Genomic DNA, 25,238 nt, shown 5'->3' with positions numbered 1-25,238 from the left:
AGATGTCCAACATTATTAAGACTCTAAAAACACCCTTTCTTTTATTTCTCACCTTTTGTGTTCTAACAAACTGTGAAGGTACGCAATCCAAGAAAAAAAACACAACTTCCAAGGTAGATTCCACTACCGTACCCCAGATACAACCTAAAGAAAAGGACACTATTACTACGCCAAAACGAAAATTCCCACGACTTACAGATGACACCGTGATGGAATTCTTTTTGGAGTACGAAAAACACAACAAGGAAAACAAAGTGCGTATCACAACCGACTTTGGTGAAATTGATATTTTACTGTTTGACGAAACAAAATTTCACCGTGCCAATTTTATATACCTCACCAAGCAGCATTATTTCGATAATACCCAATTTTATAGAGTGGTTAACAATTTCATCATTCAAGGCGGTAGTTCCGATGATTACGAGATCACAAAAAAAAGAAGTAAAATTGGCAAATACCTATTACCACCAGATACAAAAAAAGGTTTTAAACATGACAGAGGCATTGTAAGCATGCCAAGTAGTGAAATTGAAAACGCCTATAAATTAGCTTCCCCTTATGAATTTTTCATTGTCCAAAAACAAGGTGGTGCTCACCATTTAGATGGCGCCTACACAGCCTTTGGAAAAGTAATCAAGGGTATGGATGTGGTGGATAAAATTGCGGCCCAAAAAACGGACAAGGCAGAATGGCCCCTTCATAACATTTATATAAGAAAAGTAGAAATTATCGACTAAAACCTAACTACAAGCTAAGGTTTTAACGAAAAATTCACGCAAAATTTAACTGAGATTTAATACCTTCGAGGCCGTTAATAAAAACTAATTCTAAATGAAACAAAAAAATATCGCTAAACACATCCAAGCCTTTGGATTATGTGCTTTAGTTGCATTTACTTCATGCAAAGATGTCCCTAACCAAACAGAAGACATTGCTATGGCAGACAATACCGAAAACATTTTGCTACAAGAATGGACAGGACCTTACGGAGGGGTTCCTGCCTTTGATAAAATGAAGGTAACCGATATCAAACAAGCCATGGAAACGGCTATGGAATCGCACCTTCTAGAAATTGAAAAAATTGCCAACAATCCAGAACCTGCTACCTTTGAAAACACCATTGTAGCTATGGAAAGCTCTGGAAAAACCTTGGATCGTGTATATGCTTATTACGGCATTATGAGTAGTAACGTATCAACTCCAGAGTTTAGAACCATTCAAGCTGAATTGGCGCCTAAATTATCTGAGTACGGTTCTAAGATTTCACAAAACGAAAAGTTGTTCCAACGTATCAAAACAGTTTACGATGCGTCTCAAACCACGCCTTTGGAAGCAGATCAACAACGTGTAGTTGACTTGACTTATAAGAGTTTTGAAATGAACGGAGCGAATCTTGATGCTGAGAAAAAAGCCCGTTATGCTGAAATCGATAAAGAATTATCAAGTCTTTACAACAAGTTTTCAGATAACTTATTACATGACGAAGAAAACTATGTAACCTACCTTAACAAAGAGCAATTAGGAGGGCTTTCCGAAGGGTTTATCAAATCTGCAGCTAAAATTGCTGCCGATAAAGGTCACGAAGGTGAATATGCTATTACTAACACCCGTTCTTCAATGGATCCGTTCCTTACCTATTCTACCGAGCGCGAATTACGCAAGCAGGTTTGGACCAACTACTACGCTAGAGGAGACAACGGCGATGAGTATGATAACAACGCTTTGATTGCCCAAATCTTGAAGCTTCGTAAAGAGCGTGTTGGATTAATGGGTTACGACAACTATGCGCAATGGCGTTTACAAGACCGTATGGCTAAAAATCCAGAAAATGCAATGGATTTAATGATGGCTGTTTGGCCAGCGGCTATTGGTAGAGTTGCAGAAGAAGTTGCAGACATGCAAGCTATTGCCGATGCTAATGGAGATAACATTACAATCGAGCCATGGGATTACAGATACTACGCAGAAAAAGTACGTCAGAAGAAATATGACTTAGACAGTGACGAAGTAAAACAATACTTGCAATTGGATAAATTAACTCAAGCATTATTCTATGTTGCGGGAGAATTGTTCAACTATGAATTTACACCTGTTAAGGAAGGAAGCGTACCTGTATTCCACGAAGATGTAAAAGTTTGGGAAGTAACCGATAAAGATTCAGGAAAATTAGTAGGACTTTGGTACTTGGATCCTTATGCCCGTGAAGGAAAACGTTCAGGTGCTTGGGCTACTACCTATAGAAGCTATACGTCTTTTGAAGGAGAGAAAACGGTATTGGCTTCTAATAACTCTAACTTTGTAAAACCTGCTCCAGGTGAAGCTGTATTGGTATCTTGGGATGACGCCAACACGTTCTTCCACGAATTTGGTCACGCACTACACTTCTACTCTGCTAATGTAAAATACCCTACTTTAAACAGTGGTGTTAGAGATTATACTGAATTCCAATCACAATTATTAGAGCGTTGGTTATCTACAGATAATGTAATCAATCAATTTTTGGTGCACTACAAAACAGGAGAGCCTATTCCTGCTGAATTGGTAGCTAAAATCAAAAAAGCTGCTACCTTCAACCAAGGATTTGCAACTACAGAATATTTGGCATCTGCGTTAATCGACATGAAATTGCACTTGGCAGATCCAACAAACATCGATATCGACAAATTTGAGCGTGAAACTTTAGCAGAATTGAACATGCCTAAGGAATTGCCAATGCGTCACAGAACACCTCAATTTGGACACGTATTTTCTGGTGAAGGATATGCCACCGCATACTACGGATATATGTGGGCCGATGTATTGACAAGTGATGCTTCTGAAGCCTTTGCTGAAGCTCCAGGAGGATTCTACGATAAAGAAGTTGCCGCTAAATTGGTAAAATACTTATTCGCTCCAAGAAACGCCATGGACCCAGCTGAAGCTTATCGCTTATTTAGAGGTCGTGATGCCAAAATTGAAGCATTGATGAGAGACCGCGGATTTCCAGTTCAATAAGTAAAAACTTCATTATAGAAAAAGAAAACCACGCTAGAAGCGTGGTTTTTTTATGTTAATAATTGAGTTTATTCTCTATATAAACTCGGTAAACTAATCTTAAACCTAACAGCCAAAAGCCTGATGACAATGACCACTACTGCTGCAATAACAAAAATGAAATTCTCAGCAATAGGCAGTTCCCTTAACACAAAATAGGTACTTCCTCCCAAAATACAGGCCGTAGCATAGATTTCTTTTCTAAAAATGACAGGAATCTCATTACACAGAATATCACGAATCACCCCTCCAAAACAAGCGGTCATTGTTCCTAAAGCAATACATATTAAAGGATGTAGAGAAGCTACTAATCCCTTCTCAATGCCAACAACCGTGTAAAGACCAATCCCAATGGTATCGAACAACAGCAAAGAAGTTCTTAGATAGTTGAGTTTACTTTTGAACAAGACAGCAAATAAAGTGGCTCCAAAAATAACATAGACATAGGTCATATTGGTCATCCAAGCAACCGGTGTTTGTCCAATCAACACATCCCGAAGGGTGCCTCCTCCTACCGCCGTTACAAAGGCAATGATAAAAACCCCAAAAGGATCCATCTTTTTGCTCAGTGCCACCAAAACCCCTGAGATGGCAAAAGCAATGGTTCCTAGTATATCAATGATTTGAAAAAACATTACATCTGTTGTGTGTAGTAATTGTAGTCCTTAATCACAGTATCCACAAAATCTATTGGCTTTTCTTTGGGCTCAATGCCAATCACTTTAACAATTTGGTCATGCAACATCACAATAACATTGTGCTGCCCATTTCTCTTGGCGTCTTGATATAAGCCTTTTATGGTTTGCATATCGCTATCCTTAAACAAGGTTACCTGGGTATATGTAGGCACATAATCAGTAGGCAAATCCTTTAGAACCATATCATTTACAGAAACCATATCCTTTTCACTTATTACTGTAGTTCCCGCCGCCATATCACCTAAACGCTGCCCATTTCCTTTGAATAAAATGGTTAATATCGCCACACCACCACTCGAAAGACTTACATCAATAATTCTTAAAATCCACCTCACAAAATAATTGGCAAAAGTTGGCTTAGACCCATCCAATTTTACCACTCTAATTTTTAATGCAGACTTCCCAATGGTTTGCCCATTCCAAAAAGCTTCCAACAATAAATAATACAAAAAAGTAGGTAGCGTAATCAACAAATACAACGCCCATTGATCTCCCATGCCCAAATCCAAAGCCCCCAAAAGCATGAACGACAAGATTAAATAACACCCTACAACCAAAGAGTCCAACAAATATGCCAATATCCTATCTCCAATACCGGCAACATTTTGATGGATGCCTACATTTTGCGCAGTTTCTATTTGAAATTTTTCCATATTTTCTTTTCTTTGAAAGCAAATAGCTACTTATGCGTGAAGCTGCTTTCGCCAAGCAAAATAAAAATAAATGGTTACAATTTGAAAACATTCTTTCAAATAAAACAACGGTAAACCCAAACGAGCTTTCCGATCTCTATATTGAAATTACCGACCATTTAAGCTACGCAAAAACTTTTTATCCCAACAGCAATACCGAACGCTATTTAAACCAACTGGCCTCTAAGGCGCATTTAACAATTTACACCACTAAAAAGGAATCCAAAAACAGACTTATTTCCTTTTTTAAAACTGAATTCCCCACGCAGTTCTATCATCATCAACGGGAATTGCTGATTGCCTTTTTGGTATTTGCCCTTTTTTGTATCGTAGGCGCTTATTCGGCGGCCCATGAAGGTGACTTTGTAAGAGCAATTATGGGCGACGGCTATGTAAATATGACGCTAGAAAACATTGAAAACAACGACCCTATGGCCGTTTACAAAAAGACGGGGGAAGTGAATATGTTTTTAGGCATTACCATCAACAATATCAAGGTAGCATTGATGGCCTTCGTCTACGGAATTCTATTTGGTGTAGGCTCCCTATTCGTGATGATGCAAAATGGCATTATGTTGGGAAGCTTTCAATATTTCTTTTACCAAAAAGGATTACTATGGGAATCGGCTAGAACTATTTGGATCCATGGAACCTTTGAAATTTCGGTCATCATCATTGCCGGCTGTGCAGGCTTGGTGGTTGGAAATGGCATCCTATTCCCCGGCACCTATACCCGTTTGGAATCCTTTAAACGAGGTATTGTCAACGGACTTAAAATTTTACTGAGTACCATTCCATTTTTTGTGGTAGCAGGGTTCCTTGAAGGTTTTGTAACCCGTCACACCGAAATGCCCGATTGGCTAGCCATTTTCATTATTGGCAGCTCTCTATTTTGCATCGTATTTTATTATATTATATATCCTATTCAATTACATAAAAAATCAACCAAAACACTAACCCCAAACTAATGAAATCACACATAGAATTTAAACAACAGCGTGAGCTTGGAGCCATCTTAACGGATACTTTTGCCTTTTTCAGAATGGAATTCAAGCCTCTTTTTAAGGCTATTTTCAAGATTGCAGGTCCTTACATCGTGTTCTTTTTGGTAGCGTTGGTATTTTACGTTTATATTGTGGGCGACAGCTTTAATTTTGATATAGCTAAAGGCTTTCCAAGTACCAGCCCAATGATGTATGCACTTGCTATGGTAATTTATTTTATAGCTGCTATTTTGGCCTACACGGCAACAACATCAACAGTGTTACACTATATCAAATCATACATAAAGCATAATGGAGACACAGATGTTTTAGAGGTCAAACAAAATGTAAAACAAACCTTTTGGGGGTTCCTAGGACTTTCCCTTTTGAAATGGCTCACCTTATTTGTTTCTATGATGCTTTGTTGTTTGCCTGTGTTCTATTTTATTGTGCCAATGGCCATAGTGTTGCCTATTTTGGTATTTAGAGAAATGAATGCTGGCGACTCCTTTGGCTATGGATTTACCTTGACTAAAGATGAATTCTGGATCACACTTGCCACAATCATTGTTTTCTACATCATTATAGCAGTTGCTGCCAGTATCTTTTCTGTACCAACGGTAATTTACACTTGGATTAAAATGGGGGTTTTCAGTGGCGCCGTAGACCCTAGCAATATGAGGTCGTTTGTAGACCCTGTATACATTTTCTTAAACGTACTTAGTTCTCTCTTCCAATACGCCCTTAACGTCTTGGTTACCATCGGGACTGCCTTTTTGTATTTCAATTTAAATGAACGCAAAAACTTTACAGGAACCATGGAACGAATTAAAGCTATTGGAAACACAGAGGACTAAATGCAGTTTCAATATTTCATAGCAACATTCCTATTTTTGATAGCTCATTTGGTCAATGCCCAACAGGATTCTTTGACGGTTCGTAACGACGATAGCCCTGTCGCTATTAAGAAGATCAGCCTTGAAGACTTAGCAAAATATAGTGAAGATAGCGATTTTAGTTATGTTGAAACTCCCGAAGGAGAGAATGCTGTTGGTGACTTTTTACAGGGTATCCAATCATTTTTTATCGACATGCTAAGAACGATCTTGGAAGCCATTTTTGGAGTAGGTCAAGCTACAGGGATTTTAAATTTTATTCTGCAGGCATTTCCTTATCTAATTTTTACCGCGCTAGTTTTTTTATTGTCGAAATTCTTTTTAAAAGTCAAGTCTAAAAACATTATTTCCGGGCAGTCCAACCCGCCTACCGTTAAGTTTTCGGATGATGAACATATCATTAAAAATGAAGATATTCAGGGCTTGATACAAAAAGCCATTTCCCAGAGCAATTATAGATTGGCGATTAGGTACCTCTATTTACAATCCTTAAAAAACCTATCAGAGGAACAAATCATTGATTGGAAACAACAAAAAACCAATGAAGATTATATCAAGGAAATCTCGCAAGACCAACTGAAAACAGAATTCACAACCATTACCCGAATCTATGACTATGTCTGGTATGGAGAATTCCCTATAGATGACATAAAGTTTGGAACCCTAAGTACCGTTTTTGAAAAACTTAACCTAAGCCTCAAAGCCAATTGAATAGAAAAGGAAAAATATATATCGCCTTAGCGGTCTTTACTTTGTTGAGTATTGTGGCGCTAGAAGCTACCAAACCCAAAGAGCTCAATTGGTTCCCATCCTATGCCAAACACCATAAAATCCCGTTGGGCACCTACGTGTTCCAAGAACAATTGGAGAGGTTATTTTCAGAATCCCAACTTATCAATGTCGATAGACCTCCATTTGAATATTTAGAAAACACTCCTGACTCCATTGGCTCCTACGTTTTTATAAACAATGAGATTAATTTTGGCCAAAGTGAGTTGGATAGACTATTGGATTGGACTTCCAAGGGCAACACGCTTTTTGTGGCAGGTTCTGTTTTGGAACAGCAATTATTAGACACCCTAAAACTAGAGACTTCCCATTTAAGCCAATTTGATGGTTTTGGATTTGACTATCAATTACAACTAAAAAATAAAGTACTTGACACGGGCAAAGTAAGCTTCAATAATAAAGACGCCAAAGGACTTTTAGCTTACTTCAGCAGTATTGATTCTATAAACTCGAAGATTGTTGGCGTTATCGAGAAATTGAATAGTTCAGATTCGCTAAACCTTGCCCACCCAAATATCATCAAAACCCCTTTTGGAGAAGGAACCGTTATTGTGAGCTTATTTCCACAGGCCTTTTCCAATTATTTTATGCTTACTCCTCCCAACCAACAATATACCGCCGGTTTGATGTCCTATCTAAATGAGGAGCAGCCCATTTACTTGGATGAATATTATAAATCTGGTAAAATATTTTACAGCTCCCCTTTGTACCTCATGCTTAACAATAAGCATTTAAAATGGGCCTATTACATCATGCTTATCGGTGTTCTATTCTATATCGTTTTTGAAGGTAAACGCAAGCAAAGAGCTATCCCTATAGTAACACCATTACGCAACCAAACCCTTGATTTTACAAGGACAATTGCCAATATGTATTTTGAAAAGGGTAACCATCATGATATTGCGTTGCATAAAATTCAGCATTTTATGGATTACATTCGCACCCAACTTTACTTGTCTACCGAAACCGTCAATACTGAATTCATCAATAACCTGGCGGCAAGAAGCAACAACAGTGTTGAAGCTACCAAAAACTTATTCAACACCATCGAAAGCATATCCAACACTCCTAACATAACCGCCACGGAATTGGAAACACTAAACAACTTAATTGAAACTTTTAAATCCAAACATGCCTAAGGTGCATGCTTAAAATATTGTAATATGGATGAACAGATAACACCACAACAGGACAATTTGGAATTCAATAACCGCATTCCCCTAGAAGACCTTAAAAATGCAGTAGAACAGATTAAAGCGGAGCTACAAAAAGTCATTGTTGGCCAAGACCAATTTGTAGAATTACTTATCGTAGCCCTTTTGGCCGATGGTCATGCCCTTATTGAAGGAGTTCCGGGAATTGCAAAAACGGTTACGGCAAAACTATTTGCCAAGGTGTTGAAAACAGATTTCAGCAGAATTCAGTTCACCCCAGATTTAATGCCGAGTGACGTGTTGGGAACTTCTGTACTCAACATGAAAACCTCCGATTTTGAATTTAAAAAAGGCCCTATTTTTTCAAACATTGTCCTGATAGACGAAATCAACAGAGCCCCAGCCAAAACACAGGCGGCCCTATTTGAAACGATGGAGGAAAGACAGGCGTCCATAGACGGTACCACTTATAAATTTGAAGCCCCTTTTATGGTTTTGGCCACACAGAACCCAATTGAGCAAGAAGGTACCTATGCCCTTCCAGAGGCTCAATTGGACCGTTTTCTATTCAAAATAAAAGTGGATTACCCATCTTTGGAGGAAGAAATTAAAATTTTGGACACCCATCACCAACGTCAGGGAAAACAACCACAAACGTTGATTTCTCCAATTTTGGATGCTGACCAATTGGCCGCCTTTAAAGAAAAAACACAAGCCATTTTGGTAGAGGAAAAAATCATAAAATACATTGCTGAATTGGTGTCTAAAACCAGAAATCATCCACATTTATATTTGGGAGGTTCTCCAAGGGCCTCCATTGCAATTTTGAATACTGCCAAAGCCTTTGCAGCGATTAGTGGTAGAGATTTTGTTATTCCTGAAGACGTTAAAAAGGCCATTGCTCCCGTATTAAACCACAGAATCATTTTAACTCCAGAACGTGAAATGGAAGGCATGACTACAGAACAGGTCATCGATATGGTTGTACAATCTGTTGAAGTGCCTAGATAAGCCATGAAGTTTATTAAATCCCTATACATTCACAGTCGCTTTTTTGTCTACATGGCAATTGTCAGTCTATGTTTCTTGGCATCCTATTGGCTTACTGCTTTATATGCTCTAGCTTGGGCCATGGTTTTGACACTTGGTATTCTGTTTGTCATGGATTTAATATTGCTATATCGCTTTAAAAATGCTATCGAAGGAAGGCGGTTGCTACCCGAAAAATTTTCAAATAGCGATGAAAATGAGGTTCCTATTACCATTTCCAACAAATATCCCTTTAAAACATTTATCCAGGTAATAGATGAACTCCCTGTGCAATTTCAAAAACGGGATTTTTCATATACATCTATTTTAGCTCCAAACGCTACCCATAATTTCAATTATTCAGTTCGTCCGGTGGAACGCGGTGAATATGTGTTTGGTCAATTGAATGTTTTTGCGTCTACGGCCCTTAAAATTGTTAAACGAAAATATCAATTTCAGAATGAGCAAATGGTAGCAGTCTACCCTTCCTTCATTCAAATGCAGAAATACGACTTTTTGGCTATTGGCAATAAATTGACTGAATTTGGTCTGAAAAAAATAAGACGTATTGGGCATACTTTGGAATTTGAACAAATAAAGGAATATGTTCCCGGTGATGATTTTAGAACCATCAACTGGAAAGCTACCGCCAAAAGGGCCCAATTGATGGCTAATCAATACCAAGACGAAAAGTCGCAGCCCATCTACTCCATCATTGATACCGGACGGGTAATGAAAATGCCTTTCAATGAACTGAAACTTTTGGATTACGCTATCAATTCTACTTTAGCTTTTAGCAATGTTGCTTTAAAGAAACACGACAAGGTAGGACTAATGACCTTTTCAAAAAACATTGAAACCCTCTTGCCGGCCAACCAAAAATTGACCTATCTCAACAGAATTTTGGAAACGCTATACAATGTCAACACTCAATTTACCGATAGTGATTATAGCCTACTTTATGCCCAAATAAAACGGAAAATCACCCATAGAAGTTTACTACTGCTATATACCAATTTTGAGCATATAAGTGCCTTGAAACGGCAATTGCCTTTTCTTCAGGCTATTTCAAAAACACATATGTTGGTGGTCATTTTCTTTGAAAACACCGAATTGGAATCGCTTATTAACACAGATGCCGAAGATTTACAAAGCATCTACCACAAGACCATTGCGGAGAAATTCTCCTATGAAAAACGTTTAATGGTTAAAGAACTGAACAAACATGGCATCCAAACCATATTGACTGCTCCAGAAAACCTAACCATAAATACCATTAACAAATACCTCGAAATAAAAGCTCGAGGGCTCCTATAAATTACTATAACCAATAATTGACCAACTATTTATGAAAAACAAGCTTCTACCATTATTAAGTCTTGTGACCCTATTAGGGTTTAGTCAGAAAAAATTTGACCCAACTCCAGAGCACATTGCGCAAGCAAAAGAATTAAGGGAACAGTTCCCTGAAGAAGATGTCATTCTTTTAAATACGAAAGATTACATAACATTCGATATTGACAAACGAAACACCTTGGTAACGGTTGATTATTCTCAAGAGCAACAAATGATGAATATTGGCGACCGTGCAGACATCCAGAAATACGACTTTTACAATGGAGAAATAGAGGTTGAGAGTTTTTACTTTAGCCACAGAAATAAAGATTATGCTCCAATACGTAACTATCGTGAGTCTTACACCAGTAATGATCTATTTCACAACGACTCCAAAGTCATCTACGCTAACGTGGACTTTCCTGTTCAAGGTTACCAGTATTTTTTTGAAGAAACGAAACACTACAAGGACATCAAATATTTTACGTCTATCCACTTTACAGATGAATACCAAATCTTGGAAAAAGAAGTGAAAATTAGGGTGCCACAATGGTTGGAAATTGAATTTAAAGAAATGAACTTTGAAGGTTTCGATATCACAAAAAAAGAAACCAAAGACGAAAAAACAGGGGATAATATTATCACCTATACCGTTAAAAACCTTGAGGGACACTATGACGAAAAAATGATGCCTGGACCAACATATATTTACCCACATATTTTGGTCTTATCAAAATCGTTCGATTATGACGATAAAAAACATAAGCTTTTTGGGGAAACGGCAGATCTTTATGCTTGGTATAGTTCACTGATAGATCAAATGAAGGACAACCCTGCTGAATTTAAAAGTAAAGTAGCGGACTTAACAGCAAATGCAACTAGCGATGAAGAAAAAATTAAAAACATCTATTATTGGGTCCAAGATAATATTAGATACATTGCCTTTGAGGACGGAATTGCAGGATTTAAACCGGACGACTCACAAAACGTTTTCAAAAAGCGCTACGGAGACTGTAAAGGAATGGCCAACCTGATCAAACAAATGCTAGTAGAAGCAGGTTTTGATGTACGCCTTACCTGGATAGGAACAAAACATATTGCCTACGATTACTCTACGCCTTCCCTTTCTGTAGACAACCACATGATTTGTACTTTGTTTAAAGACGGAAAGAAAATCTTTTTGGATGGTACCGAAAAATACAACTCCTTTGGCGAATATGCCGAGCGCATTCAAGGTAAACAAGCCTTGATTGAAGATGGAGATAATTTCATATTGGAACCAGTTCCTGTTTCTACTGCAGCAACCAATGCTTCTTCCTTTGTATACAATGCCAAAATAGTTGATGAGGAAATTACAGGAACAGCCAAACGCACTTTTAAAGGAGAAAGTAGAGCATCTTTCCTGTATCATTACCACAGCTTAATGAATGATAAAAAAGAGGAGGCCCTAACCTACTATTTGGATGATGGCGATAAAAACATCAAAGTGGAGAACATCGCGACCTCTGATTTGGAAAATAGAGAAGCTGACATGGCCATAGATTATTCCTTGACCCTTAAAAATGCTATTTCCAGTTTTGATGGGACAATATACTTAGATCTTGACCCAAACAAAGAATTTTCAAGTTACGAACTTGAAGATCGCCAAATTGATCTTATGTTCCAGTACAAAACACATTACGAATTTCAAATGAATCTAGAAGTTCCGAATGGTTATAGCATAGATAGTCTTCCTGAATCAATTGATGTCGATAACGAAGACTTTAGAATAAAAGTGGGGCTTCAATTAAATGGCAACACGTTGGAATACTACAAGCTGTTTATTATCAAAAACGCACAAATAAAGAAGAATAATTTCCAACTCTGGAACGACACCATAAAACAGCTCAAAAAAATCTATAATGAACAACTCTTATTAACCAAACCAAACAACAACTAAAAACATGACAAAAAATTTAACCTTAAGCTTATTATGCTTATTTACGGTATTCGCCCTACAGGCGCAATCTGAGGAACAACTCAAAAAGATAAAGAAAATTGAAGCCCAAATTTGGAGCAAAAGAGGTCCCTACAACGACGTTTTTGATATTCCTGAAAAATGGCAAAATGAATCAGCTGTTTATATAGTTCGCTCTGTAGACTATTACTACATACGTCCTCAAAACAGTATAGAATACACCAAATTGGTAAGAAACAGAATTAAATTATTGGATCAAGCCGCAGTAACAGAATATTCCGAATTTAAGTACAAAAATGACAACCAATACAGACGCATTGGTACCAGTGTGGTAACCAATACTTTTTATTTGGGTGTCAAGGTAATCAAACCCAACGGAGAAGAGTATATCGTAGACACCAAGGAAGAAACCATTGAAGGAGAGGAAGAAAGAAAAATTGCTATTCCAAACTTGGAAAAAGGTGACATTATAGATTACTACTTCTACACCGATATGATTCCAGGCGAAAATGACCTTTACCGTTTTAAATCTGTAGAGGGTATTGTAGAGGCTAACTACCCAATTATGAACTATGATTTCAAACTTCACACCGAAAAAGATTTCTTCATAAGTTTCAACACGTACAATGGAGCGCCAAAGTTGGAAAAATACGCAGCTACAGGTAAAAAAGGAAGAGATTGGCACTATGGCTTTAAAATGAATGATGTTGAAGAAAACACTTACCCTAGATGGTTTTACCCTTATCTAGAACTCCCTTGCTATAAATTTAATGTCACCTTTGCGCGAACCCGTGGAAACCAAGAAGATGCCTACGCCTTTATCCCTGCAGAGGACACAACCATTAAAACGAAAGTCTCTCAAGAAGAAGTATTTGAATTTTATCAAAGTAGACTTGCTCCAGATGGAAAATTAAAGGATGTAAAAGATTATATCAACGATCATGACTTTAAGTCCAATGCTGAAAAAGTAAAGTCCATTTTTTACTACATGCGCCATGCCTATCTAACCAAATACATTGAAGCCATCGTAATGGATGAAGCTAAAATCATCAATTTCTACCAACATTATGACAATCTTCCAACCTTATACCAAAGCGAAGAAAGGTTTATGCGTTATTTTACCAACGTACTTAAAGATGAAAAAATTGATTACGACATCCTAGTAGGGACCAAGCGTTACAATGGAACTATAGATGAACTCCTATTAGAACAAAACACCGATTTTGTTCTTAAAGTAAACACAGAAACACCCGTTTATATTGATTTGTTCAACGCTTACGCCATGGCCAACAATATATCTCCACTTCTGGAAAACTCAAAAGCCTATGCTCTAAAAGTTGAAAAAAGAAAGAATATTGAAGGTATTGAACAATTTACCTTTCCAAGCACAACTTACCAAGCCAACAATTCTAAAGAAGTCATGGAAGTAAGCTTTAAAGAAGATTTCATGGGCTTACAAATGAATAGAGTTTCCACACATACTGGCCACAATAAAACTGGTGAGCAAGAAAACAGGCTGGAATATTTCGACTATATTTACGAAGATCACGACAAGTATGAAACTTTGCCTATTCTAAAACATGTTAGAAACAAGAAAAATAGAGCGCGACTAGAAAAAGAGTATGATGCCTTGTTAAGAAAGCTTAAAGATAAACAACAGGAAACCTGTAAAAAATCAACCGCCAATGAATACTCCATAGAATTGGATGATTATAACTTTGAAGTAGTAAATACGGGACGATTTGACATTAGTGAACCTTTAAGTTTCAAAGAGAATTTCACTACCAAAGGTGACTTAATCAAAAAAGCTGGACCTAATTATATTTTCAATGTGGGTAAATTAATAGGTAGTCAATTTGAAATCAATGACAAAACTAGAGCCCGAACCCACAATGTGTACTTAGGTAATCCACGTTCTTTCACCAATGAAATTAGCATAGCAATTCCAGAAGGGTATGAAGTATCCGGTATTGAAAAACTCAACTTTAATGTTGAAAACCAAACCGGTGCTTTTATAAGTTCTGCAATTTTGGAAGGGAATAGCCTTATCATTAAAACAGAAAAAATTTATAAAAACTACTACGAATCAAATTCCAATTGGAGCATGATGGTAGAGTTTTTAGAAGCTGCCAACGACTTCGAAGAAGCCAAAATCCTTCTAAAGCGTAGCAATAGCTAAAAATTTGGTTAACCAATAAATAAAGCGTCGTAACTAATACTTACGGCGCTTTTTCATTAACAAAAAAACCACTGCTTTCGCAGTGGTTTCACCAATCATTATCAATTAACACTTGTTAGATGCTTTCATCTAACCAAGCCTTCATCATCCAAACGGTTTTTTCCTGTTCTGTAATAAAATCACTCATCATAGAATTGGTTCCTTCGTCACTAGCCTCACCTGCAGCCTCTAAAATCTCTCTTTCAATCTGCAACAATTCCTTTAAGGAATCTACAATCAGGCGTACCGCCTTTTCATCTTGTGAAATATTTTTTCCCACTGGTACTTTGGCACTTTTAGTGTAATCTTCAAAGGTATGCAACGGTGTCGCTCCCAAAGTCAAGATACGCTCTGCAATTTCATCCACCTTCACATTGGCATCGGTATACAATTCTTCAAATTTCACGTGTAAATCGAAGAAACGTTTTCCCTTAATGTTCCAGTGAATTCCTCTTAAGTTTTGGTAATATATCTGAAAGTTAGCCAGCAGCACATTTAGGTCTTCTGCAATGGCTTTTGTTTGTTTAGTATCTAATCCAATACTGTTAAATGTCATAACGTTTTGATTTTTAGGTTTAATACAAATTTACGGCATAATTAACACATTGCTCCATAAGTTTTATTAATAGTTTTTATATTTTTATAGCTTAAATTAATAACCCATGACCATAACCCAGCTTCACTATGTTTTAGCCATTGCGGAATACAAAAACTTTACCAAAGCCGCAGAAAAATGTTTCGTAACACAACCTACTTTAAGTACCCAAATACAGAAATTAGAGGACGAATTGGATGTGCTCATTTTCGACAGAAGTAAAAAACCAATAGAATTGACGGATGTAGGTCGGAAAATTGTGCAGCAGGCCAGAAATATTGTGAATGAATCAGACCGAATTCAAGATATTGTAGACCAACAAAAAGGCTATGTAGGGGGTGAATTTAGGTTAGGAATCATCCCAACCGTTATGCCGACTCTATTACCTATGTTCCTAAAAACCTTTATCAAAAGGCATCCAAAAGTAAAATTGATTATCGAGGAACTTACTACGGAAGAAATCATTACCCGTATTAGTGAAGGGCATTTGGACGCTGCCATTGCCGCAACCCCATTACAAAATGAGTCTATAAAAGAACGTGTATTGTATTATGAGCCTTTCGTTGCCTACATTCCGGAAAGCCATCGACTTCATGCAAAATCGAAAATTGGCACAGATGACCTTGAAATAGATGACATGCTCCTTTTGGAAGATGGACATTGTTTTAGGGACGGTGTTATCAACCTCTGTAAAGTATTTAAAAGCCACGTAGACGACAATTTTCAATTGGAAAGCGGTAGTATTGAAACCTTGGTAAAACTCTCGAATGAAGGCCTTGGAATGACTTTATTGCCATATCTGCATACTTTGGAATTAAATGATAAACTCCAATCAAATCTACGCCATTTTGAAGAGCCGTCTCCTGCCCGCGAAGTCAGTATCATTTACCACAAAAGTGAGCTAAAGATGCAAATTATCGAGGCCCTTCAAACGGTGATTTCAGGCATTATTAGAGGCGCCATTGCCTTTCAGAATGTAAAAATTATCAGTCCGCTGCCGGCTTCAAAATAAACAGACAAACCTTTATAAATCATTATATCTCAACTACAGACTGTAGTTGAGATATAATGAATACTGTTGTTGGGAATTAACATCGCCACCAAACAAATCTTGGGCAATCGGTAAGGTATATTTTAATCCCAATAAAAATTTGTTCTTTGCAACTTCAGCTCCCAAAGAACCATTAATGATATATCCATTGGTATCGGCCAATGTTTCGCCATACTGCTCTATGCTTTCGTAAACATCTCCAGACACTCCTAGAAAGGGCCTCAATGTGGTGGTTTTCAAATTCACATCATAAAACACATTTGCGGCACTGCTAAACTGGTTTCCAAACTTATAGTCATTCTTGTTTTCAGTCTTAAGGTAATACGCTAAACTAGCCCCTACTCCCAAGTTCTTCTTTTTATAACTATACAAGACGGTAGCAACCATATCCCAACTTCCAGTGCCAACCTGAAACCCTGGGTTGACTCTATCGGTAAGTTGCTCTTCAAATTCTCCTGTTGGCAATTTCATTCCCAAACCAAAATTCAAGCCATGCCCTGACAGTTCTCTATTAGCAAATACCAGGCTATCCCTTTTCTGCTTTTTATAAAAATTAAGTTGGTACCATCCCATTATATTGATATCTCCCAAACCATGGATATGCTCTGTGCGGTGATCAAAATGTCTGTACAAATCTTGATATGGTACAATCGCACTCACATAAACCTTATCCGATAAAGGAATCCTTCCCCATAATTGATACGTATGAAACGTTTCTTCACTTTTGGGTGAATTAACAAAAATACCATCCCTAGATTCAAAATCTTGATGGATATAGCGTACCCCAATAAAGTTTGAAGTACTTAAATCTCCAAAACTGGAGCTCCCACTACTTGTGGTACAGCCACATAAATCACAGGCCTGTGGAGCAGTTATAACCCCAAAACACAGTAATAAAGTGATATAAAACGTCTGTTTTTTAATATTCTGAAAAACGGTCATCAGTCAAAAATTCATTATCGGTTAAAGTTTTCAAAAAGGCAATGATACTTTCCTTTTCATAGGCATTTAAAGAGATGCCATAGGTTTGATTCTCTCTTAATAATATTGGGTCTACATTGCCATTGTCTACCATGCCATTGTCGTAAAAATCCAACACAGCCTCTAAGGTTTGGAACCTCCCATCATGCATATAAGGATAGGATTTCTCAACATTCCTTAAACTCGGCACCCTAAACTTATAAAGGTCATTTGGGTCTTCAAAAATGTCAAAACGTCCTTTATCATCCAATTGCGGATTGATGGGCAAGCCATTATCACGATAGCTTTGATCGGTAAACAAATCGGTGGCATGACAAGAAGCACATTTGTTTTCAAAAGTTTGCAAGCCATCCAATTCCATAGCAGATAAGGTAACGCCATCTTCATTGCGAACATATTTATCATATTTTGAATTGGAAGACACCATCATCACCATAAACTGCGACAATGCTTTGAGCATATTGGCAGCGTTCACGGTGCCATCTTCAAAAGCCCTTTCAAACTGCTGTTGGTAATTAGGGTCGGCCTTTAGCTTTTCAACCACATTACCTATGGTTTCCCCCATTTCCAAATGACTTGTAATTGGAATAATAGGCTGCATGTCAAGATGCGTTGCGGCACCATCCCACATAAATTCATTCAAAAAGGCCAAATTTTGAATTGGTAGAGAATTACGCAGGCCAATGGCACCATCAACACCATGACTCAAATTATGTCCATGGTGGGTAAAGGCAAAGGCCTGTTCATGGCAAAAAGCACATGGAATAGCATCATTCACCGAAAGCTTTCCTTCGTAAAACAAGGATTTCCCAAGCTCAAAACCTGCTTCGGTAAGTGGATTGTTATCTAAATTATAGGCCAATTCAGGGAAATTAGAAGGCGCTTCCAAAGTTAAGGGTACTGGTACATAACCAACTTCCTGATCTTTGGAACAAGACAACACAAACACCTGAAGAAGCATCATTACAATGATCTTTTTCATCACAACGTCATATTAAATAATAGTGCACAGGCTGGAACATCCTTTTGAATGCTCCAGACAAACACTAGCTTATTAATTAGTTATTATGAACGTGATGCACTTGGAACATGCCAGGCAGATTGTTCGCAATTACAGGCGTTGTTTCAGAACTGGTATGCACTTGACCGTAACCATCGGCAAAATTCACAGATGTTTCACCATCAAAAACCTTGGCAAAATCAGCCTTGATATGCACTTCAGGAGAAGCTGTTTCTCTTACTCTTACGGTGTTTGGAAATGATAAGGTTACTTCTCTATAATTGTCTAATGAAGTCCCCACACTTCCCATATGAATATTCAAAGGTTGGTCAACAAGCTCTCCTGTTGAAAAGGTGCCGTCAAAACGTGTAAATTTATACCCGGTTGCCCAAGACCACATCATTCCTGCCGCTTCGGCCTCTACAAGAAAATCGCCTTGTCCTTCAGCTCCCATCGCAAAACGCTCCTGATCAATCCCAATACCAAAAGTAATTTCGGTATAGTCGGCTGCCACAACATTGTCCAAAGTCACAAAAATCTCACCGGCATTGTTACCGTTGCTCTCATCAATAATAAAAGCGTTGCTTTCTAAAGGATAGGTAAATGTATTCCCTTCGGCATCCTTGACGCGAATGTTGCTTATGATATATTTAAGGGTTTCCAATTGATAGGATTCTCCGTTGGACTTATTATAGGTCACGCCAAAAATAAAATCTTGGTCACCTACACCGTTATCGAATTTTAAAGCTAGAGTTCCTGTTTGACCAGTTAAATCGTTTGTATTGTTGTCATCGTCAGATGAACATGATATAATAGAGGTGCATAGCAATACTGCAAATGCAAATTTGATAATTTTCATTTGTAAAATTTAATATTGGAGTGCTTTCAATGGCAAGCACCATAAGCCTTGTAAAAAAACTGAATATTAAATTTTAGGCCATTGGAGGCTTGTAGATGGAATGCTCCAATAAATGAGCATACTGCTTATTGTAATAGAATTTTGATTTCTTTAGAAAGCCAAAATGGTTATTTTTAAAGGTCACCTCAGACTGTTGAACCAAAAACACAGGAAAAAAAGCTTCTGCCAAAAATGTAGCATCGGTGCTATCTTCGGAAGAAGTTGAAGTAAGCTGCAATTGTTTTGCCAAATGACATTTTCCATTACACTGCAACTGCGGTTTGTCCTTATTGACACAATAAGTTTCAATAATGTAGTCGATATTCAACTCATAATAGCCTATCTGGCCCAAGTAGAATACGGGGCGTAATGAAAAGGCAACCAACAATATGAGAAGAAAAATCTTTTTCAGAATGAAATTTTCGGCAAAGATAACTCGCTAATCCTTATTATTCTAAAAAAGAGTCGTAAAAAAGGCGACCAATTGGTCGCCTTTTTCTTTATGCTTTTAAATAAATTAAACATTGATTTAGTTCAGGGTTTTGCTGTACAAGCGAATCGATAAAGATTCTAAGTTCGTCAATTTCATAAGGTAATAATCTATTGACTGCCTTTTGTACCTCTTTGCAAAACAACGTAGCATCAAAACTCACTTTTTTAAGGATTGTTTTGGTGTACTCAAACATTGCTCTTGCCATGCGTTTGTTAGGTTTTTAGGTTCAAAGTAGATTTATGTATAGGCTCTTTTTTTAATTTTTCCATGTTTTAAATGTAGTAAAAAAACCTTTATGTCTGACCAAAATCTTCAAATTTTAACACGAAAAAACAAACATTAATACAGCTTTAAGAAACTATTATTAAAGCCTTAAAAACGGTTGTCCCCATCCAACAAATCGCCCAAACCTCCAAGAATACTGCCTTCTCCTTTACTTCGTCCTCCCGCTTGAGGCGCATTGGCCAATACCCTTCCCGCAAGTCGGCTGAATGGTAAAGATTGAATGTAAACCGTTCCCGGTCCCTCTAATCTGGCAAAGAACAATCCTTCCCCTCCAAAGATGGAGTTTCTTATACCTCCAACAAATTCAACGTCATAATCTACCTCCTTGGTAAACCCAACAATACACCCTGTGTCTACCTTAAGAACCTCTCCCGGTTGTAGAACTTTTTTAGCCAAAGTTCCCCCGGCGTGAACAAATACCATTCCGTCTCCTTCCAACTTCTGCATGATAAATCCTTCACCACCAAAAAGCCCTCTCCCCAAGCGTTTACTAAATTCTATACCAACACTCACTCCTTTAGCCGCACAAAGAAAAGCATCCTTTTGGCAAATAAACTTCCCTCCAAATTCGGTTAAATCCAAAGGCACAATTTTTCCTGGATAGGGAGATGCAAAAGATACATTTCGTTTTCCTGGTAGGGTATTATAAAATGCCGTCATAAATAGGCTCTCACCTGTTAAAATACGCTTTCCGGCCCCTAAAATGGAGTCTAAAAAACCACCGCTCTTTGTAGAGCCATCTCCAAAAATAGTTTCCATCTTCACACCATCATCCATCATCATAAAACTACCGGCTTCGGCTACAACCCCTTCATTGGGATCGAGTTCAATTTCTACAAATTGCATTTCTTCCCCATAAATTCTATAGTCGATTTCGTGTGCTGTCATCTTTTCCTTTTTTAATTAAACATCTATAAGTTGTTCATTTTTACACTTTGTTACAGCCGCTCCTTTAATTTAATGGTCCATTCAAAACTAAATGAAGATACCTCTTCCCCGTCACTATTGATTCCTTTAGCATGCATTACAAAACTTTGCCCCTCCTTAGTCGCAATTGCCTTTTCTATAGCTTCATCCAATTTAAGACCATCCACACATTGGAACATAATTTTGCCCACAGCTTTTTTTGAAAAGGTAGAACTGTTGGATGCTACCAACATAGAAATAGGCTTTCCTGATGCCCGTATTTTTGAAAGCACAAGCGCACCTGTGGTTAATTCGGCAGCCATCCCCTGAACAGCCCAAAACATAGATCGAAATGGGTTTTGGTTGATCCAACGATGCCTCACCTTAACCTCGCAACGTTCATCATCGATATAGGTAGCACGGACGCCAGTAAAGTAGGCCGCTGGTAATTTGTACATTAAGAAAAGGTTGATTTTTGCTGGAGTAAGCTTCATAATAACGATTAATATTTCACTAAAAGTATTGAAAATTAAGGAATTGATTATTGTTAATATTTTGTTAATTTTAAGTACTTTGTATTGCATAATACCTTCTTTTGGATATATATTTGCATAAGAAACTATTATATGTTTTAAAACCATGCTAGACAATCACCAAAAAAATATCGCCACATTTATTCATTTATCTACCTTTTCAAGGTTTGTAATTCCCATGGGGAATTTTATCGGGCCTATTGTTTTGTGGATTGCGAACAAGGATAAATCGGAGTTTGTAGACCAACACGGCAAACAGGCCATCAATTTTCAAATTAGCATTTTATTATATGCCTTGATTATTGGAACCCTTACCGTTCCCTTTTTCGTTTTTAAATTCCTTCATGGTATAGACTTTATAGATTTTCATGGGTTGCACGATTTCCATATCAATATCGGCAAACCTTCACCACTTTTATATATAGGTGGTGGATTGGGAGTTTTGGCCTTTATAGGATTTATCCTGGAATTGGTTTTCATCATAAAAGCCAGTCTTAAGGCTAGGGATGGCGAACCGTTCCACTACCCTTTTACAATAAATTTCATCAAATAATCAATCAAAAAATGAACAGTTTAACTTTTAATTGCCCAGGACCATGACACGAACAGTATCAGGAAGTTTCCACCAAAAAATTAACCCAATGGACCTGTTGGCTCCATTGAAAAACAGCATTGACACATGAAAATAGAAAACACAAAAGCACAGATGCGCAAAGGTGTCCTTGAATACTGCATACTCTCCATTCTAAAAGATGACGATGCTTATGTTGCAGAAATTTTGGATACACTAAAAGACGCAAAAATGCTTGTGGTAGAAGGCACCATATACCCCCTACTAACAAGATTAAAGAATGCCGGGCTTCTCAATTACCGTTGGGAAGAATCCACCTCTGGACCTCCAAGAAAATATTACGGACTTACCGAAACCGGAAAGCTGTTTTTAAAAGAATTAAATACCACTTGGAGTGAATTGCAACACGCCGTAAACCTAGTAACAAGCCAAAAAAACAAACAAAATGAATAAAACAGTCAACATAAATTTAGCAGGTATATTTTTTCATATCGATGAAGATGCATACTTAAAACTGCAACGCTATCTTGAGGCTATCAAACGTTCATTTACAGACTCCCAAGGTCGCTCAGAAATCATTGCAGACATAGAAGCCCGTATTGCGGAACTGTTCAACGAACGTGTACAGCACGATAAACAAGTCATTGGCAACAAGGAAGTAGAGGAAGTCATCGCCATCATGGGGCAACCAGAGGATTATCTTGTGGATGACGAGATTTTTGAGGACGAACCAAAAACAAGCTACCAAAGCAAGTCCAGAACTTCAAAAAAACTGTATCGCGATACCGACAACTCCTATATAGGGGGTGTGTCTTCCGGTTTGGGACACTACTTAGGAGTGGATGCCATCTGGATTCGTTTGTTGTGGATTTTATTGGCTTTGGGCTCAGGAGGTACTTTCGTATTCATTTATATCCTGTTTTGGGTATTGGTCCCGGAGGCCGTGACCACTGCTGAGAAACTCACAATGACCGGAGAGCCTGTAAACATCAGTAACATTGAAAAAAAAATTAAAGACGGGTTTGAAAATGTTTCCCAAACGGTATCGGACACCGTAAAAAGTATCGATTTACCCAAACAGGGCAACAGAATCAAATCGACATCCAAATCGTTTTTTGATACCATTGGAGACATTATAATGTTCTTCCTTAAAATATTTGCCAAGTTTATTGGTATCATATTAATCATTTTTGGAGCCATTTTGCTCTTCGGGCTTATCATTAGCTTGTTCTCTCTTGGAGGCTCAAGCTTCTATAGCCCTTGGTGGATGGATTACCCTGAAGCATTAAACACCACTGGACTGCCATTATGGATAGGCTCGGTGCTATTGTTCCTGTTGTTTGGGATCCCGTTGTTTTTCATTTTCTATTTAGGATTGAAAATATTGATCAACAATCTTAAGTCTATAGGAAACGTGGCCAAATTCACCTTATTAGGATTGTGGTTATTGTCTTTGGTAAGCATCATTGTCATTGGAATCACTGAAGCATCTCATTTTGCTTTGGAAAATTCAGTCACTCAAACCGAAACCTTAGACCTTACCAAAAAGGACACCTTGTCCATTAAAATGGTATCCAGCGAATTTGACAAGTACCGATATGGCATGCACAGAGAAGGTGGCTTTGAAATCAAGTATAATAATGAAGACCAAAAGGTGATTTTCTCAAAGAATGTGATGCTCAACATTCGTTCTACCTCAGACAGTATGGCCTATTTGCAAATTGTAAAAGAAGCCAAGGGTAGCGACTATATTGAAGCTAGGGAAACGGCCGAAAAAATAGACTATGAGTTTGAGCTTAAAAACAACCAGTTATTGTTGAGCAACTATTTGCATACGGATTATAAAAACAAATTTTCAGATCAAAACGTTACCGTGATTCTGTATTTACCAGAAGGTATGGTGTTCAATTTACATGGCAATACGCGATCCTACCTAAGACACAATAGGAACAGTGACAATATTGCAACTTATGACGACACCTCTCACACTTTAAAAGTAATGGAAGACAACACCATTTGTTTGGACTGTGACGATGAAGAGTTCAAAGTAAAAGTGAATGTCAATGATGAAAATTCAGGACTTAACATTGACGAAGAAGGAGTTCGCTTTAAAAAGGACAGTGTTCAAATAGAAATTAACAACGAAGGATTGAAGGCTAAAAAAGAAGATGTAAAGGTCAACATTTCAGATGAGGGCATTGAAATTACCTCAGACGACAACTAAGCTACAGTTCATCATTAAAAATCGACAACCCATACGTTTATAAAACCATTCATCAACAACAAATCATACATTTACACAAGCAATTATCAATCAAAAAACAATCAGTTATGACAACCTTATCCAAAATTATTATTGCAGCCCTGTTGGGAGCTCTAGCAAGCTCCTGCAACCTGGATTTTAAAATTTCTGGGATAAAGGGCAATGGAAACGTAACTACTGAACAACGCCAGGTAACCGGCGAGTATACAGAAATAAAAATCAGTAGAGGACTTGATGTCTACCTAACACAAAGTGACACACCAAGCATTTCGGTGGAAGCCGATGAAAATCTTCAAGACGTTATTGTAACGGAAGTTGATGGCGATGTATTGAAGATTTACGCCAACCAAAACATTTCCAGTTCGGCCTCTAAAAAGGTGATGGTGAATTTTGACAAAGTATCCAGAATCAAGGCCACTAGCGGCAGCGATGTGCATGGCACCAATACCATTGAAGGCGAACATTTTGTATTGGAAACTTCCAGCGGTAGCGACATGGAATTGGACATACAGGCCAAATCCATCGATTGTAATTCTTCCAGCGGAAGCGAATTGGACCTATCCGGGAGTACTACCGATTTTATTGCATCCGCCAGCAGCGGTAGCGATATTGATGCAGAAAACCTAAGTACAGAATCCTCGCACGTCAAAGCATCCAGTGGTGCAGGAATCAAGGTAAACACTTCCAAGGAACTCATTGCAACGGCCACCAGTGGCGGCGATGTAACCTACTATGGCAATCCAGAAAAGATTGAAAAAAGCGATAACGTTTCTGGAAGTATCAAAAAGCACTAGATAGCACAATAAACACCAACAAGCCAATCATTTTGAAAACCATTTCAAGCTCATTTTAGAGTTTGGGATGGTTTTTGTATATAT

25 protein-coding genes are annotated in these 25,238 nt (G+C 37.8%); 15 read left to right on the top strand and 10 right to left on the bottom strand.

From position 1 onward, the window contains the following. Window positions 1–2: 2 nt before the first annotated feature. Both AC6I5C_RS10855 and AC6I5C_RS10850 read left to right on the top strand, forming a co-directional pair. A complete protein-coding gene (locus tag AC6I5C_RS10855) occupies window positions 3–737 on the top strand; it encodes a peptidylprolyl isomerase (RefSeq protein WP_053975428.1) in 735 nt (244 codons plus the stop codon). 94 nt (window positions 738–831) lie between these two features. Further along, window positions 832–2,994 carry a M3 family metallopeptidase gene (locus AC6I5C_RS10850; protein ID WP_497905173.1) on the top strand — a complete coding sequence of 721 codons (2,163 nt, stop codon included), beginning with the start codon at window positions 832–834 and terminating at the stop codon, window positions 2,992–2,994. A 68-nt stretch (window positions 2,995–3,062) separates the two neighbouring features. Here the strand turns inward: AC6I5C_RS10850 and AC6I5C_RS10845 are convergent, their stop codons facing one another. Further along, window positions 3,063–3,668, bottom strand: coding sequence for a trimeric intracellular cation channel family protein (locus AC6I5C_RS10845; RefSeq protein ID WP_053992321.1), 606 nt, complete (start codon window positions 3,666–3,668; stop codon window positions 3,063–3,065). Beyond that, window positions 3,668–4,384: an RDD family protein gene (locus tag AC6I5C_RS10840; RefSeq protein ID WP_497905172.1), complete on the bottom strand. Its 717-nt coding sequence runs from the start codon at window positions 4,382–4,384 to the stop codon at window positions 3,668–3,670. Before AC6I5C_RS10840 ends, AC6I5C_RS10845 begins: the two co-directional genes overlap by 1 nt. A 32-nt stretch (window positions 4,385–4,416) precedes the next feature. On the opposite strand from AC6I5C_RS10840, the gene AC6I5C_RS10835 reads away from it, so the two are divergent. From AC6I5C_RS10835 to AC6I5C_RS10800, 8 genes are read left to right on the top strand one after another with little or no spacing between them, the layout of a single operon-like run. Continuing rightward, the gene (locus tag AC6I5C_RS10835) at window positions 4,417–5,391 is read left to right on the top strand and encodes a stage II sporulation protein M (protein ID WP_497905171.1); all 975 of its coding nucleotides are present in this window, start codon (window positions 4,417–4,419) and stop codon (window positions 5,389–5,391) included. Next, on the top strand, window positions 5,391–6,263 hold the full coding sequence (locus tag AC6I5C_RS10830; RefSeq protein ID WP_497905170.1) for a hypothetical protein: 873 nt from the start codon (window positions 5,391–5,393) through the stop codon (window positions 6,261–6,263). The genes AC6I5C_RS10835 and AC6I5C_RS10830 overlap by 1 nt, the downstream gene beginning before the upstream one ends. Continuing rightward, window positions 6,264–7,013, top strand: coding sequence for a DUF4129 domain-containing protein (locus AC6I5C_RS10825; protein ID WP_497905169.1), 750 nt, complete (start codon window positions 6,264–6,266; stop codon window positions 7,011–7,013). After that, window positions 7,010–8,230: a DUF4350 domain-containing protein gene (locus AC6I5C_RS10820; RefSeq protein ID WP_497905168.1), complete on the top strand. Its 1,221-nt coding sequence runs from the start codon at window positions 7,010–7,012 to the stop codon at window positions 8,228–8,230. Before AC6I5C_RS10825 ends, AC6I5C_RS10820 begins: the two co-directional genes overlap by 4 nt. Before the next feature lie 24 nt (window positions 8,231–8,254). Next, on the top strand, window positions 8,255–9,256 hold the full coding sequence (locus AC6I5C_RS10815) for an AAA family ATPase (RefSeq protein ID WP_497905167.1): 1,002 nt from the start codon (window positions 8,255–8,257) through the stop codon (window positions 9,254–9,256). Between the two features lie 3 nt (window positions 9,257–9,259). Further along, the gene (locus tag AC6I5C_RS10810) at window positions 9,260–10,591 is read left to right on the top strand and encodes a DUF58 domain-containing protein (RefSeq protein ID WP_497905166.1); all 1,332 of its coding nucleotides are present in this window, start codon (window positions 9,260–9,262) and stop codon (window positions 10,589–10,591) included. Window positions 10,592–10,622: 31 nt separating this feature from the next. Further along, entirely contained in the window at window positions 10,623–12,548 is a 1,926-nt protein-coding gene (locus tag AC6I5C_RS10805; RefSeq protein WP_497905165.1) for a transglutaminase-like domain-containing protein, read from the top strand. Window positions 12,549–12,552: 4 nt separating this feature from the next. Then, a complete protein-coding gene (locus AC6I5C_RS10800) occupies window positions 12,553–14,745 on the top strand; it encodes a DUF3858 domain-containing protein (protein WP_497905164.1) in 2,193 nt (730 codons plus the stop codon). Window positions 14,746–14,860: 115 nt separating this feature from the next. Here AC6I5C_RS10800 and AC6I5C_RS10795 read toward each other — a convergent pair whose 3' ends face one another. After that, window positions 14,861–15,340, bottom strand: a complete 480-nt coding sequence (locus tag AC6I5C_RS10795) for a Dps family protein (protein WP_053975438.1) — start codon at window positions 15,338–15,340, stop codon at window positions 14,861–14,863. 106 nt (window positions 15,341–15,446) lie between these two features. Here AC6I5C_RS10795 and AC6I5C_RS10790 point away from each other — a divergent pair, with 106 nt between their 5' ends. Continuing rightward, window positions 15,447–16,391, top strand: coding sequence for a hydrogen peroxide-inducible genes activator (locus tag AC6I5C_RS10790; RefSeq protein ID WP_053975439.1), 945 nt, complete (start codon window positions 15,447–15,449; stop codon window positions 16,389–16,391). A 33-nt stretch (window positions 16,392–16,424) separates the two neighbouring features. Here AC6I5C_RS10790 and AC6I5C_RS10785 read toward each other — a convergent pair whose 3' ends face one another. The 7 genes from AC6I5C_RS10785 to AC6I5C_RS10755 form a co-directional block, all read right to left on the bottom strand. After that, on the bottom strand, window positions 16,425–17,372 hold the full coding sequence (locus tag AC6I5C_RS10785; protein WP_497905163.1) for a transporter family protein: 948 nt from the start codon (window positions 17,370–17,372) through the stop codon (window positions 16,425–16,427). Next, entirely contained in the window at window positions 17,350–18,393 is a 1,044-nt protein-coding gene (locus tag AC6I5C_RS10780) for a cytochrome-c peroxidase (protein ID WP_497905162.1), read from the bottom strand. The genes AC6I5C_RS10785 and AC6I5C_RS10780 overlap by 23 nt, the downstream gene beginning before the upstream one ends. Before the next feature lie 76 nt (window positions 18,394–18,469). Further along, the gene (locus tag AC6I5C_RS10775) at window positions 18,470–19,270 is read right to left on the bottom strand and encodes an MbnP family protein (protein ID WP_497905161.1); all 801 of its coding nucleotides are present in this window, start codon (window positions 19,268–19,270) and stop codon (window positions 18,470–18,472) included. Window positions 19,271–19,343: 73 nt separating this feature from the next. After that, window positions 19,344–19,697 (bottom strand): hypothetical protein, encoded by a 354-nt coding sequence (locus AC6I5C_RS10770; protein WP_497905160.1) that lies wholly within the window; start codon window positions 19,695–19,697, stop codon window positions 19,344–19,346. Window positions 19,698–19,809: 112 nt separating this feature from the next. Continuing rightward, on the bottom strand, window positions 19,810–20,007 hold the full coding sequence (locus AC6I5C_RS10765; protein ID WP_053975444.1) for a hypothetical protein: 198 nt from the start codon (window positions 20,005–20,007) through the stop codon (window positions 19,810–19,812). Between the two features lie 167 nt (window positions 20,008–20,174). Continuing rightward, window positions 20,175–20,975, bottom strand: a complete 801-nt coding sequence (locus AC6I5C_RS10760) for a TIGR00266 family protein (protein WP_497905159.1) — start codon at window positions 20,973–20,975, stop codon at window positions 20,175–20,177. A gap of 50 nt (window positions 20,976–21,025) precedes the next feature. Further along, window positions 21,026–21,487, bottom strand: a complete 462-nt coding sequence (locus tag AC6I5C_RS10755) for a DUF4442 domain-containing protein (protein ID WP_497905208.1) — start codon at window positions 21,485–21,487, stop codon at window positions 21,026–21,028. Window positions 21,488–21,632: 145 nt separating this feature from the next. Here AC6I5C_RS10755 and AC6I5C_RS10750 point away from each other — a divergent pair, with 145 nt between their 5' ends. The 4 genes from AC6I5C_RS10750 (at window position 21,633) to AC6I5C_RS10735 (ending at window position 25,154) form a co-directional block, all read left to right on the top strand. After that, complete coding sequence (locus tag AC6I5C_RS10750; protein ID WP_053992306.1) at window positions 21,633–22,079, top strand: DUF4870 domain-containing protein; 447 nt, start codon at window positions 21,633–21,635, stop codon at window positions 22,077–22,079. A gap of 126 nt (window positions 22,080–22,205) precedes the next feature. Continuing rightward, on the top strand, window positions 22,206–22,550 hold the full coding sequence (locus AC6I5C_RS10745; RefSeq protein ID WP_053975447.1) for a PadR family transcriptional regulator: 345 nt from the start codon (window positions 22,206–22,208) through the stop codon (window positions 22,548–22,550). After that, window positions 22,543–24,321 (top strand): PspC domain-containing protein, encoded by a 1,779-nt coding sequence (locus AC6I5C_RS10740; protein WP_497905158.1) that lies wholly within the window; start codon window positions 22,543–22,545, stop codon window positions 24,319–24,321. The genes AC6I5C_RS10745 and AC6I5C_RS10740 overlap by 8 nt, the downstream gene beginning before the upstream one ends. A 107-nt stretch (window positions 24,322–24,428) precedes the next feature. Beyond that, window positions 24,429–25,154, top strand: coding sequence for a head GIN domain-containing protein (locus AC6I5C_RS10735; RefSeq protein WP_497905157.1), 726 nt, complete (start codon window positions 24,429–24,431; stop codon window positions 25,152–25,154). The last annotated feature ends 84 nt before the right edge of the window (window positions 25,155–25,238 follow it).

This window comes from Mangrovimonas sp. sgz306409 (genome assembly GCF_059735265.1).
This window is presented reverse-complemented; position numbering and strand designations above follow the sequence as displayed.